The 14,321-nt window shown below is 60.9% G+C and carries 9 protein-coding genes; 5 read left to right on the top strand and 4 right to left on the bottom strand.

Going from position 1 to position 14,321, the window contains the following annotated elements:
* Positions 1-26: 26 nt before the first annotated feature.
* Both DEJ54_RS01380 and DEJ54_RS01375 read right to left on the bottom strand, forming a co-directional pair.
* Positions 27-1,889 carry a TRAP transporter large permease subunit gene (locus DEJ54_RS01380; RefSeq protein ID WP_113152982.1) on the bottom strand — a complete coding sequence of 621 codons (1,863 nt, stop codon included), beginning with the start codon at positions 1,887-1,889 and terminating at the stop codon, positions 27-29.
* Positions 1,882-2,490 (bottom strand): TRAP transporter small permease subunit, encoded by a 609-nt coding sequence (locus tag DEJ54_RS01375; RefSeq protein WP_113152981.1) that lies wholly within the window; start codon positions 2,488-2,490, stop codon positions 1,882-1,884. Before DEJ54_RS01375 ends, DEJ54_RS01380 begins: the two co-directional genes overlap by 8 nt.
* Positions 2,491-2,923: 433 nt before the next feature.
* Here DEJ54_RS01375 and DEJ54_RS01370 point away from each other — a divergent pair, with 433 nt between their 5' ends.
* Entirely contained in the window at positions 2,924-4,018 is a 1,095-nt protein-coding gene (locus tag DEJ54_RS01370; protein WP_113152980.1) for a TRAP transporter substrate-binding protein, read from the top strand.
* 128 nt (positions 4,019-4,146) lie between these two features.
* Here the strand turns inward: DEJ54_RS01370 and DEJ54_RS01365 are convergent, their stop codons facing one another.
* The gene (locus DEJ54_RS01365) at positions 4,147-5,538 is read right to left on the bottom strand and encodes a TRAP transporter large permease subunit (RefSeq protein ID WP_113152979.1); all 1,392 of its coding nucleotides are present in this window, start codon (positions 5,536-5,538) and stop codon (positions 4,147-4,149) included.
* On the bottom strand, positions 5,538-6,110 hold the full coding sequence (locus DEJ54_RS01360; RefSeq protein WP_113152978.1) for a TRAP transporter small permease subunit: 573 nt from the start codon (positions 6,108-6,110) through the stop codon (positions 5,538-5,540). Before DEJ54_RS01360 ends, DEJ54_RS01365 begins: the two co-directional genes overlap by 1 nt.
* 454 nt (positions 6,111-6,564) lie before the next feature.
* On the opposite strand from DEJ54_RS01360, the gene DEJ54_RS01355 reads away from it, so the two are divergent.
* From DEJ54_RS01355 to DEJ54_RS01340, 4 genes are all read left to right on the top strand, one after another.
* The gene (locus tag DEJ54_RS01355) at positions 6,565-10,044 is read left to right on the top strand and encodes an indolepyruvate ferredoxin oxidoreductase family protein (protein WP_113152977.1); all 3,480 of its coding nucleotides are present in this window, start codon (positions 6,565-6,567) and stop codon (positions 10,042-10,044) included.
* Between the two features lie 91 nt (positions 10,045-10,135).
* Positions 10,136-12,442 carry a bifunctional diguanylate cyclase/phosphodiesterase gene (locus DEJ54_RS01350; RefSeq protein ID WP_113152976.1) on the top strand — a complete coding sequence of 769 codons (2,307 nt, stop codon included), beginning with the start codon at positions 10,136-10,138 and terminating at the stop codon, positions 12,440-12,442.
* A gap of 165 nt (positions 12,443-12,607) precedes the next feature.
* Positions 12,608-13,393 (top strand): hypothetical protein, encoded by a 786-nt coding sequence (locus tag DEJ54_RS01345; protein ID WP_204360839.1) that lies wholly within the window; start codon positions 12,608-12,610, stop codon positions 13,391-13,393.
* A 63-nt stretch (positions 13,394-13,456) separates the two neighbouring features.
* Positions 13,457-14,131 (top strand): Crp/Fnr family transcriptional regulator, encoded by a 675-nt coding sequence (locus tag DEJ54_RS01340; RefSeq protein WP_113152975.1) that lies wholly within the window; start codon positions 13,457-13,459, stop codon positions 14,129-14,131.
* Positions 14,132-14,321 lie beyond the last annotated feature (190 nt).

The raw sequence follows: 14,321 nt of genomic DNA, 5'->3' as shown, positions 1-14,321 counted from the left end.
GGGTTTTCTTTTGGCTGTCGGTTCGGTCAGTCGAAGCTTGGCGGCTGGCTGAGATCCGGGGTCGCCGGCTTCTGCTCCTGCTCCTGCTCCTGCGGTGCGGCTTCCGGCACATCGGCGGGTGCACCGATCGGGGGCAGGCCGCCAAGGCCCGGCAATTGCAGCCCGTTGTTCTGCGCGCCGCCATCGCTGCCGCCGGACTGGCCGGGTGGCGCGCCGAAGGGCGAACTGCCGAGCCCGCCGGGCAGCCCAAATCCGGGTCCGCCATCATTGCCGCTGCCGAAGGAGGGAATGTTGATCTCCACCTCGCTGGGATTGACCGTGCTTTCCTTCTTGTAGTGGGTCACGAGGCCGGGGAAGCTGATCACAAGGATGATCATCAGGAACTGGATGATGATGAACGGGATCGCCCCCTTGTAGATCTCCGTCGTCTTGACCGCCGGCAATATCCGCCCGGACACCTCGTCCTTCCACTCCTTCATCGGCGCAATGGAGCGCAGATAGAAGAGCGAGAAGCCGAAGGGCGGTGTCAGGAACGATGTCTGCAGATTGATGCCGAGGATGACGCCGAACCAGATCAGGTCGATGCCCAGCGTTTCCGCTGCCGGCACCAGAAGCGGCACCATGATGAAGGCGATCTCGAAGAAGTCGAGGAAGCAGCCGAGAATGAACACGATCACCGTGACGGTGAGCAGGAAGCCGATCTCGCCGCCAGGCAGCGCCAGTAGAAGCTCCTCGATCCAGACATTGCCGTTGATGCCGTAGAAGGTCAGGCCGAAGACGCGCGCGCCGATCAGGATGAACATGACGAATGCCGAGAGCTTCGTCGTTGCGTCGAGAGCCTGTTTGAGAACGGTGAAGGTGAGCCTTCTTTTGACGATGGCGAGGAGCAGCGCCCCGGCGGCCCCCATCGCGCCGCCCTCGGTCGGCGTGGCGATGCCCAGGAAGATGGTGCCGAGCACGAGGAAGATCAGCGCCAGCGGCGGGATTAGCACTATCACCACCTGTTCGGCCAGCCGCGAGAGGATGTTCAGTTTGAGATAGCGATTGGCGAGGCTGAACAGAAGCGCGAAGATCGTCGCCGTGGTGGCCGCCCAGACAAGCCGCACCTCGCCGCGCATTTCGGCGAAGACGGTGTGATAGGTGGCGAAATAAATCGCCACGGATGCGGCGATCAGAAGGATGAGAGACATGACGCCGCCGCCGAGCTTGCGGGTCTCCGGCGGCAGTGCAGGCGCCCATTCCGGCTTGAAGATGGTGACCGCGAAAACCAGCAGGCAATAGGCCGCGATGATGACCAGTGCCGGCAGTAACGCGCCCACATACATGTCGCCGACCGAACGGCCGAGCTGATCGGCCATGACGATCAGCACCAGCGACGGCGGAACGATCTGCGCCAGCGTTCCGGAGGCCGCAATGGTGCCGGTCGCAAAGCCGCGATTGTAATTGTAGCGCATCATGATCGGCAGCGAGATCAGACCCATCGCGATCACCGATGCGGCGACCACGCCGGTCGTCGCCGCCAGAAGCGCGCCGACCAGAACCGCCGCATAGGCAAGCCCGCCGCGCACCGGCCCGAAGAGCTGGCCGATCGTGTCGAGCAGGTCTTCGGCCATGCGCGAACGTTCGAGAATCAGTCCCATGAAGGTGAAGAACGGGATCGCCAGCAGCGTGTCATTGTACATGATCCCGTAAATGCGCTCGGGATGCGATTGCAGGAGCGGCCAGAAGAGGCGGATCTCGCTCGAAATGTGCGAGAGCTCGACACCGATGACGAAGAAGAGCAGACCGCCCGCGGCCAGCGTGAACGCGACCGGGTAGCCGATCAGCAGCATCGCCATGACGGTCACGAACATGATGGGCGCGAGGTTGTGGGCGATAAAATCAATCATCGCGCTTTTCCTCCATCTCGATGGCGGCTTCCGCTGCCGGGTGGAGTTCATGCTGCGGATTTGGCTCGTCGATCATGCCGCTCAGAACCGCCCAGCGCTTGATGATTTCGGAAACCGCCTGCGCGGTCAGAAGCACGAAGCCGGCGAGCACCATGAATTTCGCCGGCCAGATGATCAGTCCGCTCGCATTGGCCGAAATCTCGCCCGACACGAAGGAGCGCTGAAACCATGGCCAGCTCAGCCAGACGATCAGCGTGACGAAGGGCAGCAGAAAGAAGATGTGGCAGAACAGGTCTATCCAGTCGCGCGTGCGCTTGGAAAACAGGCTCGAGACGATATCGATGCGGATGTGTTCATTGCGCTGCAGCGTGTAGGCGGACGCCAGCAGGAACACGGTTCCGTAGAGATACCACTGAAGTTCCAGAAGACTGTTGGAGGCGCGGGGAATCGGCAGATAGGCGGGCAGCCCGTCGCCGAGAAAGCGCACGATGGCGTTGTAGGCGGAGACCAGCACCGCGAACAGGATGAGCCAGGAAACCTGTTTCCCGATGAAACGATTAATAGCGTCTATGAGGCGCGAAAGGCCAAGGAGCCCCGCCATGCTTTCCTCCCAGCAATGTGTTCCCCCCGGATCGTTTTTTTATGATTCTCGGGTGTTTGCTTTGTGTTGCATATGCAGCGTGGCTTCAAGTGAGCCAAAAGTCGACATTGCGCGGGCCGCCCTGCGTGTGCGTGGACGTTTTCCTGTTGAAAATGAGGGGTAAGGGGGCGTTTTGAGGCGTTTGGGGAAGATTCAGCCGGGTTCGAAAAGGGGTATTTTCTTTGAAAGCCGGCTTTCTCTGCGGTTTTTCGCTGGCTAGAGGCACTCACAAAATTTCATCGGGCCAGATTCCGTTCGCGCTAGACACCCACGCGGCTGCGTGTATTGATAACAGTTCGGAACGGGATGATTGTGTTTACACGCGTCACTGTTCAGTAGAAGAGGCCGTTTAACGGCCATTTTTTTCGCTTTTTGAATACTTGGGAGGTATTTCATGGATCGTCGTTCATTTCTCCGGAAGGCCAGCCTTGCCGGCGCCGGCGCAGGCGCTGCAGCACTGGCCACGCCGGCGATTGCGCAGGGCAACCAGACCTGGCGCATGGTTACGACCTGGCCGAAGAATTTTCCGGGACTGGGTGTTGGCGCGCAGCGTCTCGCCGACCGCATCACCGCCGCATCCGACGGTCGCCTGACCGTACAGGTTTATTCCGCCGGTGAACTCGTGCCGCCGCTTCAGTCGCTCGACGCCGTCATTGACGGTTCGGCCGAGATGAGCCACGGCGCGGCCTATTACTGGCAGAACAAGAGCCCCGCGCTCTCCTTCTTCACCGGCGTTCCCTATGGCATGACCTCGCGCGAGATGGCTGCCTGGGTGCGTTACATGGGCGGTCAGGAAATCTGGGATGAGATCTACGATCAGTTCGGCGTTCAGGGCTTCCTGTCGGGCGACACCGGCACGCAGGCCGGCGGCTGGTTCCGCGATGAGCTTACGGGTCTCGATTCCGTAAAGGGTCTGCGCTTCCGCACCCCTGGCCTCGGTGGCCGCGTGTGGGAGAAGCTTGGCGCAACGGTCACCAACATGGCCGCCGGCGAGATCTTCCAGGCACTGCAGTCCGGCACGCTGGACGCCGCCGAGTTCGTCGGTCCCTACAACGATCTGGCGCTGGGCTTCTATCAGGTTGCCAAGAACTACTACTTCCCGAGCTTCGTGGAGCCGGGTCTGGCAACCGAGCTGGTGGTCAACAAGGCGAAGTATCAGGAACTGCCGGCTGATTTGCAGGCAATCGTCCGTGACGTCTGCCAGGCCGAGTACGACCAGGTGGCTTCGGACTTCTACGCCAACGATCCGCGTGCGCTGAAGACGCTTGTCGAAGAGCATGGCGTGAATGTGCGTCAGTTCCCCGACGATATCGTCGAGGCCGGTGCGGTGGCCGCTGCCGAGATCATGGGCGAGCTGCGCGATTCCGGTGATGCGCTCACCAAGAAGACGACCGAGAGCTTCATCGAGTCGCTCAACATCCTGCGCACCCGCACCGAAGGCACGGATGGTCCCTTCATCGAGGCGCGCAAGAAGTACTTCTCGATCTGACCGGTTTCGGCTGAAATAAAAAAGCCCGGGCATTGGCCCGGGCTTTTTTGTTGCCGTCAGACTGTCGCCTCTTGAGCGGCAGTCCTTGCATGCGGCAGCTGGAGCAGATCACCCGGCTGCCGGACGCCTTAATTGTAGATCGCCCTTGGCAGCCATGTCGCGATCTCGGGGAACATGAACATGATCGCGATTGCGAGCACCTGCAGTCCCACGAAGGGCAGAACGCCCTTGTAGATCATCGATGTCTTCACATTGGGCGGCGCGACGCCGCGCAGATAGAACAGCGCAAAGCCGAAGGGCGGCGTCAGGAAGCTCGTCTGCAGGTTCACGCCCACCAGAACGCCGAGCCACACTGGGTCCACGTCGAGAGCCAGCAGGATCGGTGCGGTGATCGGGATCACGATGAAGATGATCTCGAACGTATCCAGGATGAAGCCCAGCAGGAACATGATCAGCATCACCACGGCCACGGCCGCCAGCGTGCCGCCCGGCAGGTTGGCGAGGAACTCGTGCACCAGATTGTCGCCGCCCATCAGGCGGAAGACGATGGAGAACACGGACGCGCCGAACAGGATGATGAACACCATGCAGGTGATGGAGGCCGTGGCGATGGCCGTCTCGCGCAGAACCGCGAAGGAAAGCCGCCAGCGGAGCCCCGCCAGCACCATTGCGCCCACCGCACCCACGGAGGCTGCCTCTGTCGGCGTTGCGATGCCGCCCAGAATGGAGCCCAGAACGGCCATGATCAGAAGCAGCGGCGGCACCAGCGCCACCGCGACTTCGCCAAGCAGCTCTTTCTTCTCTTCAGGTGGCACCGGCGTTGCCGGGCAGGAGGCGGGATCGAAGATGGCCTTGAAGATTGTCCAGCCGAGATAGAGCGCCACCAGCATGACGCCGGGCAGAAGCGCGCCGGCGAACAAATCGCCGACGGAGACGGGCACCGGGGCGAAATTGCCCTTGGCCATCTGCACCTGCGCGTTGATGCCCGAAAGCATGTCGCCCATGAAGATGAGAACGGTGGATGGCGGGATGATCTGGCCGAGCGTGCCCGACGCGCAGATGACGCCGGTCGCCAGCTTTGGATCGTAATTCGCGCGCAGCATGGCCGGCAGCGAAATCAGGCCCATCGTGACGACCGTTGCGCCCACCACGCCGGTGGAAGCGGCAAGAAGCGCGCCGACAATGATGACCGACATGCCAAGGCCGCCGCGCAGATTGCCGAACAGCTTGCCCATCGTAAGCAGCAATTGCTCGGCGATCTTGGAGCGTTCGAGCATCACGCCCATGAAGATGAAGAGCGGCACGGCCACCAGCACTTCATTGGTCATGTAGCCGATATAGCGGTTGGCCAGACTGCCGAAATTGGACGGGTCGAACACGCCGAACCACATGCCGACAAGGCCGAACATGAGCGATACGCCGGCCAGCGTGAAAGCCACCGGGAAGCCCAGGAGCAGAAAGCCGATAATGCCGAAGAACATGAGCCCCGAAAGGAGCTCGCCAATAAGAACCGGATCCATCAGACGCTTGCCTCCGGCTGCTCTTCTTCATCGTTGGTGTAACGGAGTTTCGGGGGCAGGAGGTCTTCTGCGTCATTGAGGACGAGAATGGACCGCAGCGCCATGGCGATGCCCTGCAACGCCAAAAGCACCGCGAAAGCAAGGATGAACCCCTTGAGTATGAAAAGCCCCGGCATGCCGCCCACATTGGCGGACGCTTCGCCCAGCCGCCATGACCGGCTAACAAAGCTCCAGCCGTAATAGACGACGATCCAGCAGAAAGGCAGCAGGAACAGGAACACGCCGATCAGGTCGACCACGGCCTTCCGCCTTGTGCTGGCGGGCCGGTAGAAGATGTCGACGCGGACATGGTCGTTTCTCAACAGCGCAAAGCCGGCCACCGCCGTGAACATTGCGCCGTTCAGCCAGATGTAGAGATCCTGCATCCACACGAAACTGACGGAGAAGACATAACGCTGCACCACGACGGTGAAGCAGACCAGAACGATGGCCAGCGAAAGCCAGGAAAAGACGTTTCCGATAAAGGCGTTCAATCCGCTTATGGCGCGGACGAGAGAAGCGATTGCGCGCACGGGGTCACAAACCTCCGCCGTTTGCGCGCACGGCGAGTTGCGCGGTGTGATCTGCCATATGGGCCCTCTTGCATTTCCCCTTTGGTTGGGCGGCAGTTGTTCCCTGTCCTGCCCTTCCTGCCCGTAAAACGGGTATCGAGTGATTAGCAGCTTTGTTGCGGCTGCAAAAGTAATGGCGCAAGAAAAGTCGCCTTTTTGCGCTGCCCACCTAAATTAATGGATGTGGCTGTTGCACTCGCCGCACGGAACGGGAGAAGTGTAAGTGCGGCGCCGTTAGATTCGTTCGTCGCACGCGTTGCAGGGCTAATAAAATGTCCTTTCAAATCGCTGCTTTGCTGCGGTGTTGCGCATTGTGGCCCGAGCGGCAAATTCGTTTGACGGGATGCCGGTCGAATACAAAACTACCCTTGCGGAAACGTTTCCAACACGTGATCCGCGGAGGAGGAAATAATTCATGACGCTTCATGACGTTGCGCTCGACGACAAGTATGATCTGACCAAGGAACGCATCTTCGTTTCCGGCGCGCAGGCGGTTGTCCGCATGCTCCTGATGCAGCGCGAGCGTGATCGACGCGCAGGGCTCAACACGGCAGGCTTCGTTTCCGGCTATCGCGGATCGCCCATTGGCGGTCTCGATCTCCAGCTGTGGAAGGCCAAGAAGCAGCTTGAAGCGTCCAATGTGATTTTTCAGCCGGGCCTGAATGAGGAACTGGCCGCCACCGCCTGCTGGGGTTCGCAGCAGACCGAGCTTCTGGGCGAGGGCAAATATGACGGCGTTTTCGGCGTCTGGTACGGCAAGGGGCCGGGCGTCGACCGGTCCGGCGACGTGTTCCGCCACGCCAATCAGGCCGGTTCCTCCAAGCATGGCGGCGTCCTGGCGCTGATGGGCGACGACCACACGGCCGAGTCCTCCACCGTCGCCAACGCCAGCGAATTCGCCTTCGTGGATGCGATGATCCCCATCCTGAACCCGGCCGGCGTTCAGGAGCTCATCGATTACGGGCTTTACGGTTACGCGCTCTCCCGTTTCGCCGGCACCTGGACGGCGATCAAATGCGTGAAGGACAACATCGAGTCGACCGCAGCCGTGGATGTCTCGCTTGAACGGCTGAACATCGTTCGCCCGGAATTCGACATGCCGCCCGGCGGGCTGAACATCCGCAACGAGATCAACATGCTCGGCCAGGAGGCGCGGCTTTACGATTACAAGCGCGCTGCCGCCGCCGCCTTCGTGCAGGCCAACAACCTCAACCGCATCATCTATTCCGGCGGTTCGAAGGCGAAGATCGGCATTGTCACGCTCGGCAAGAGCTATCTCGATACGCGTCAGGCGCTCGACGATCTGGGCATTGACAAGGCGCGCGCCAACCAGCTTGGCATCCGTCTTTTCAAGGTGGCCTGTCCCTGGCCGTTCGACGTGGAGCATATGCGCGACTTCGCGCGCGGTCTCGACATGGTCATCGTCGTGGAGGAGAAGCGCTCGCTCATCGAGGTGCAGCTGCGCGAAAACCTGTACGGCACGGCCAACCAGCCGGAGATCATCGGCAAGGTGAACGAGAGGGGCGAACGCCTGTTTGCGCCCACTGCGGCACTCGATCCCAACGAGATCGCCATCGCCATCGGCGAGCGCATCTTGCGGGTAATCGGCCCGTCCGAAGAGATCGCGGCTCATGTGTCGCGCCTGCGCCAGTTTCAGGCGATGCTTGCCGACACCAAGGACGTCTCCGGTCGCGCACCCTATTTCTGCTCCGGCTGCCCGCACAACACTTCCACCAATGTGCCCGAGGGCTCCATCGCCGGCGGCGGCATTGGCTGCCACTTCATGGCCACCTGGATGGACCGCTCCAATATCGGTTTCACGGCCATGGGCGGGGAGGGCGCGCAGTTCATCGGCCAGGCGCCCTTCTCGAAACGCGAGCATTTCTTCCAGAATCTGGGCGACGGCACCTACAATCATTCCGGCTCCATGGCGATCCGCTTCGCCATCGCGTCCGGTGCGAACATCACCTACAAGATCCTTTACAATGATGCCGTGGCCATGACCGGCGGCCAGCCGCATGAGGGCGGTCTCACCGTCGACATGATTGCCGATCAGGTGCGCGCCGAGGGTGTGGAACGCATCGCCGTGGTCAGCGACGAGCCGGAAAAATATGCCGGCGTGGTGGCGTTCCCGCAGGGCACGACCATCAACCACCGCGACGATCTCGATCAGGTGCAGCGCGATCTGCGCGAGGTGAAGGGCGTTTCGGTCCTGCTTTACGATCAGACCTGCGCCGCCGAAAAACGCCGCCGTCGCAAGCGCGGCACGTTCCCCGATCCCGACAAGCGCGTGTTCATCAATGAGCTGGTCTGCGAGGGCTGTGGCGATTGCGGCGTCAAGTCGAACTGCGTTTCGGTGCAGCCGCAGGAAACCGAATTCGGCCGCAAGCGCCGCATCGACCAGTCCAGCTGCAACAAGGATTTCTCCTGCGTCAACGGCTTCTGCCCCTCCTTCGTCACCGTTCACGGGGCGAAGCTGAAGAAGGCGAAGGGCGTCACCGGTGCGAACGATCCGCTGGAAGGTGTGCCGGAGCCTGCGCTTTACCAGATGGAGCGCGGCTGGTCGGCCGTGGTGGATGGCATCGGCGGCACCGGCGTCGTCACCATCGGCGCAATCCTCGGCATGGCCGCGCATCTGGAAGGCAAGGGCGCTGGCATCATCGACATGGCCGGCCTCGCGCAGAAGGGCGGGGCGGTGTTCACGCATCTGCGCATCGCGCCGACGCCTGAAGACATCTACGCCATCCGCGTTTCTGCAGGCGAGGCCGATCTGGTTCTGGGCTGCGATCTCGTCGTTTCAGGCGCGAAGAAGGTTCTGGCGTCCGCACGCCACGGGCACACGCTGTTCATGGCCAACACGGCGGAAGTCATGCCGGGCGATTTCGCCCGCTCCGCCGATTTCTCGCTGCCCATCGAACGGCTGAAACAGGCCATTCGCGCTGCGGCAGGCGAGGAGAAGGCGCATTTCTTCGACGCCACGCGCACGGCCAGCGTGCTGTTTGGCAATTCCGTCGGCGCAAACATGTTCATGCTCGGCATGGCCTATCAGTACGGCGGGTTACCCGTATCGGCGGAAGCCATCGAGAAGGCCATCGCGCTCAACGGGCAGGCCGTGTCCATGAATGTCTCGGCCTTCCGCTGGGGCCGCCGGGCCGCGCATGATCCCGAGCATGTGCGCCGGCTTGTCGCCAAATCGTCCAATGGCAATGTGCGCCAGCCCCTGTCGCAGACGCTGGACGAGGTCATCGAGCGGCGTGCGACGTTCCTCACCGGCTATCAGAACGCGGCCTATGCGGAACGCTATCGCGCCCGCATCGCCCGCCTGCGCGCCGCCGAGGAAAAGGCGTTACCAGGCTCAACGGCAGTGACGGAAGCCGCCGCCCGCAATCTCTTCAAGCTCATGGCCATCAAGGATGAGTACGAGGTTGCCCGGCTCTATACGGATGGCGCTTTCAAGCGTCAGCTCGCCGCCGAGTTCGAGAGCTACGACCATCTGGAGTTCCATCTGGCGCCACCGATCCTCGGTCGTCACGATGCGCAGGGCCATCCAAGGAAGTCGGCTTTCGGTCCGTGGATGATGACCGCTTTCCGCCTGCTTGCAGGCCTGAAGGGCCTGCGCGGAACCGCTCTGGATTTCTTCGGTCGCACCGAAGAACGGCGCATGGAGCGCAGGCTGCTTGCCGAGTATGAAAGCGATCTGGATCGCATCGAGGCGCTTCTGTCGCCCGAGCGTGCTGAGGCCGCTGTTGCTCTGGCTTCGGTGCCTTCTCTCATTCGCGGTTTCGGCTACATCAAGGAAGGCAACGCCGAAAAGGCTGCCGGCGAGCGGGCGCGGCTCAGGCAGCGTCTTGAGGATGGCGATGAGCCGGGGACGCTTCTGAAGGCTGCGGAATAGCTGGATTTTGCCGACTGGCATGGTGAAAAGCCGGATAAACTTTTCTTAATGCTGTTGTGTCACAAATGGGACCGTCAATCGGGCTCATGCAGTGAAAAACTCTAAGAACAGCATACCGGAAGACGTCTACGTTGGGTACATCCGTTCGTTGTTTCAGGACGTCGGAGTACTGCCCGTAGGCGCGGCTTGCTATGGCCTGATTGCGCTTCTCCTCTACTATAAAACCGGCCAGGCCGCGCATCTGTTCTTCGGACCGGCCATGTTTGCCGCCGGACTGTGGCGCTACTTCAAGATCACGCGCGTCGATCACGATCTGATCTCTGATTACCCCTCGGCGCTCGCCTGGGAGAACCGTTATCTCTGGTGGGGCAGCCTGCACGGCCTTGTGGTCGGTGCGTTCGGCTTCTTCGCGATCGTCTGGTCGAGCGACAATTTCAGTGAACTCGCCGCCGTTTCCGCCATTCTGAGCGGCACAATCACCATTGCCGGGCGCAATTACGGCTCCCACAAAATGGTGTCGATCCTGACGCTCACCATCGTCTTCCCGATGGCGCTCGGCCTGATGCTGAAGGGCGATTTCTATCATTTCGCGCTTGGCCTTTTCATCGCGCCCTTCATGCTGGTGGTCACCAAGATGGCCGATCTGGTGCGCACCGTGCTGTTCACGGCGATCAGCGAGGAAAAGCGCTCCACGCGCCTGGCGCAGCGTTTCGACCGGGCGCTGAACACCATGCACCACGGCCTTCTCATGCTGAACAATGAGGAGCGGGTGGTGGTTAGCAATACCCAGGCCGCCGAAATGCTGGGCTTCAAATCACCGGAGCAGATGCTTGGCCGCACGCTCAAATCGCTGCTGATGCGCGGCGTGGCGAGCGGTCTCCTGTCCCAGCGTGATTACGATTATGCCGAGGAGCACCTTTCGAAGGCCCTGCGCGAGGGGCGCAACCGAAAGGTTCTGCTGCGGATGACCAATGGCCGTCACTTCGAGTTCGCCGCGCGCGAAGGCCATGACGAGGTCGGTGTGCTCACCTTCGAAGAGGTGACAAGCCGTGTGGAGGCGGAAGAGAAGATCCGCTTCATGGCGCGCTATGACAGCCTCACCAGCCTGCCCAACCGGGCCTATTTCCATGAAAAGGTTTCCGAGGCCATGGCTGCGGGCGATCAGGACCGCCTGTGCGGTCTGGCCGTTCTCGACCTCGACGATTTCAAGACGGTGAACGACACGCTGGGTCATCCGGTTGGCGACGGGCTGATCTACGCCATGGCGGAGCGGCTTTCCGCTTTTGAGAGCGCCAATGTGCGCATCAGCCGCTTTGGCGGCGATGAGTTCATGCTCTATTTCAACCAGGTGGAAGACGAGGCCGAGTTCGCCCGTCAGTTCGAGCAGATCTTCTCGTCGCTCAGTGGTGAAGTCGATGTTGCCGGCCACGCGATGCGCATCCAGTCGAGCGGTGGCGCCGTGGTTGTTCCCGTTCGCTCCAGCGATGTGGATTCCATGATCGTCAAGGCCGACCTTGCGCTCTACAAGGCCAAGGAGCTCGGTAAGAACGGCTGGAGCCTGTTCGAGACGGAAATGGATGTTGCCTTCCGCAATCGCCAGGTGATGAAGGCCGACCTCAGAAGCGCCATTGAGGCCCGCAGCCTGCGGGTTGTCTACCAGCCGATCGTGGACGCCCACACGATGCGGATCGCAAGCTGCGAGGCGCTGTGCCGCTGGGATCACCCGGATCTTGGTCTCGTGTCGCCGGCCATCTTCATTCCGCTTGCCGAGGAAATGGGGCTGATCTCCGAAATCAGCACCATCGTGCTGGAAGCGGCCTGCAAGGAATGCGTGACATGGCCCGAACATGTGGGCGTTTCGGTCAACCTGTCGGCCAAGGATTTTCGTTCCAGTGACGTCATCGGCAAGGTGGAGCGCGCGCTCGAGAGGGCAGGGCTGCATCCGTCGCGCCTCGAAATCGAGGTGACAGAGACCGCGCTTCTGAATGATACGGAAGCCACGGTGCGCTACATCAACACGCTCAAGAAGCTTGGCGTGCGGATCGCGCTCGATGATTTCGGCACCGGCTATTCCTCGCTCAGCTATTTGCACACCTTACCGCTCGACAAGGTCAAGATCGACGGCAGCTTCGTTGCCAATCTGAAGGAGGGCGAGCGTTCGCTTCACCTGCTTCAGGGCGTTGTGGACCTGTCGCGCAAGCTCGGCCTCGATGTGACCGTCGAAGGCGTCGAGCGTTTCGACCAGCTCCGGCTGCTCGAAAGCCATGTGAAACCCGATCTTTTACAGGGTTTCCTGTTCGGTGCAGCGCTTACGGCTTCCGGCATCGAGACCATGGCGGAAGTGAAGCAGTCCTTCCCCGCCCATTCCCCTTCCGGCACCAACCGCGCATCTGTCTGACAAGGCGTGATTCTTTGCTTTGCAATGGCGTTTGCCCGAAAAGCTTTTGTTAAGGTTAATAAAACCTAAATATAATTCGTACGAATTTCAGCTTTACATAAACCGTGAGGGGTTTACGCTTGTAATGTACGAGAGGTTGTAAAAGTCGACGTGGGGCATGCGGCAATGGTCACGAGTACCGGCCTGGTCGGCCTAAAACCGGGGGCGGAGCGTTTCGTCCGTGAAACGGAAAGAAAGTCTTCAAGCTTCATCGATGGCGTGATGGCGCTTCTGGAGCGCACGGAGTATCGCCGTTGCGATACGAGCGAAGATCGGGAAGAGATCTTTCACCTTCGCTATCGCTCCTATCATGCGCATGGTTTCGTGCCGGAGTCGGAGCGGCAGATCGTGAAGGATGATCTGGACGATCTTCCCAACTGCTACAATTTCGCTGTTTACATAGACAAGCGTCTGGTCAGCACTGTGCGTCTGCACCAGATCGACCATGACAATCCGCTTGGCCCCGTCACCAAGGGGTTTGGCGATATCATGTTGCCGCATATCGATGACGGCGAAACCTGTATCAATCCGAGCATGCTTGCGGCCGATCCGGACATCGCGCGCGAATACCGGGCGTTACCCTATGTGTCGCTGCGTCTGGTCATTGCTGCCTATGAGTATTTTCATTCAACCTATTGCGCCTGTCTGATCCGTCAGGAACACACGGCCTTCTACCGCCGCATCTTTGGCGCGCGTCAGATGAGCCCGGAGCGCGCATACCCGCCGATCAGCATTCCCCTGATGCTCTTTGGCGGCATCTGCTCCAAGGAATTCGGCCCGATTGTCGAGCGTTTTCCCTTCTTCCTGTCGACGAAATCCGAACAGCGGCTCCTTTTTGAGCGCCCGGCGCCCGGCCATGTGGCGCCGCTGACCGTTCTCCCGACCGCGAAATATCTGCTCGACGCTGCCTGATCTATTTGCCATTCGCCGGGATCGCTTCTTGTCGCTCGCCGGCAGGCGGGTTATCGAAAAGACATGAGCATCAAAAAGGACATTGCAGCGGATGCCATCTGGTCTGTCGAACTGAGCGACGACGAGCTGGAGCGTGCGCGGCGCGGCCTGACGGAACGCCTGTTTTCCAAGGGAAGCTATATCTGTCACCGCGGTGACCGGCTGGACCACTGGACCGGCGTCGCCGAGGGGCTCATCAAGATCAGTGCGATTTCGGCTGCCGGCAAGGCAATGACCTTTGCCGGCGTGACCGATGGCGGCTGGTTCGGCGAAGGGTCGGTGCTCAAGGGCGAACCGCGCCAGTATGACGTGGTCGCCATCCGCGACACGCGGCTCACCATGCTGTCGCGCCCGACCTTCATGTGGCTGTTTGAAAACAGCACCGGCTTCAATCGCTTCCTCGTGCGCCAGCTCAACGAGCGCATGGGCCAGTTCATCGCCACCATCGAATATGACCGCATTCTCGGGCCGAACGCCCGTGTGGCGCGCAATCTGTCGTGGTTCTTCAATCGAACGCTCTATCCGCGCGCCGGCAACGCCATCGAGATCAGCCAGGAGGAACTGGGCCTTCTGGCCGGCGTTTCGCGCCAGGTGGTCAATCGCGCCCTGCACGAGTTGGAAGACGAGGGGCTTCTCAAGGCCGAGCACGGGCGCATCACGGTTGTCGATGCCGAGGCGCTGAGCCGCTACGATTCCTGACGGGAAAATGCCGGACGGGAAGATGCTGATCGACCGATGGGCAGCATCGTTCGGGCCTGTTCAGCAGGCGCAAAGGCGCGCGCCGTCCGGCTCCAAGATCAGCTTTAGACTTTGGTCTGAAAGATGCTTTTCGCGCTTCGGAAATACTGCCGCCTGCGCATAGACTTCCTCCAGTATAAAGACAAACTGG

This window comes from Nitratireductor sp. OM-1, assembly GCF_003296175.1.
Classification (GTDB): domain Bacteria; phylum Pseudomonadota; class Alphaproteobacteria; order Rhizobiales; family Rhizobiaceae; genus Nitratireductor; species Nitratireductor aquimarinus.
The sequence above is the reverse complement of the archived record's forward strand: the minus strand, read 5'-3'. Positions and strand labels throughout refer to the sequence as shown.

Excerpts from the sequence above, each read along its gene's own strand:
- DEJ54_RS01380 (WP_113152982.1), bottom strand. The coding sequence starts at position 1,889 with ATGATTGATTTTATCGCCCACAACCTCGCGCCCATCATGTTCGTGACC.
- DEJ54_RS01375 (WP_113152981.1), bottom strand. The coding sequence starts at position 2,490 with ATGGCGGGGCTCCTTGGCCTTTCGCGCCTCATAGACGCTATTAATCGT.
- DEJ54_RS01370 (WP_113152980.1), top strand. The coding sequence starts at position 2,924 with ATGGATCGTCGTTCATTTCTCCGGAAGGCCAGCCTTGCCGGCGCCGGC.
- DEJ54_RS01365 (WP_113152979.1), bottom strand. The coding sequence starts at position 5,538 with ATGGATCCGGTTCTTATTGGCGAGCTCCTTTCGGGGCTCATGTTCTTC.
- DEJ54_RS01355 (WP_113152977.1), top strand. The coding sequence starts at position 6,565 with ATGACGCTTCATGACGTTGCGCTCGACGACAAGTATGATCTGACCAAG.
- DEJ54_RS01345 (WP_204360839.1), top strand. The coding sequence starts at position 12,608 with ATGGTCACGAGTACCGGCCTGGTCGGCCTAAAACCGGGGGCGGAGCGT.
- DEJ54_RS01340 (WP_113152975.1), top strand. The coding sequence starts at position 13,457 with ATGAGCATCAAAAAGGACATTGCAGCGGATGCCATCTGGTCTGTCGAA.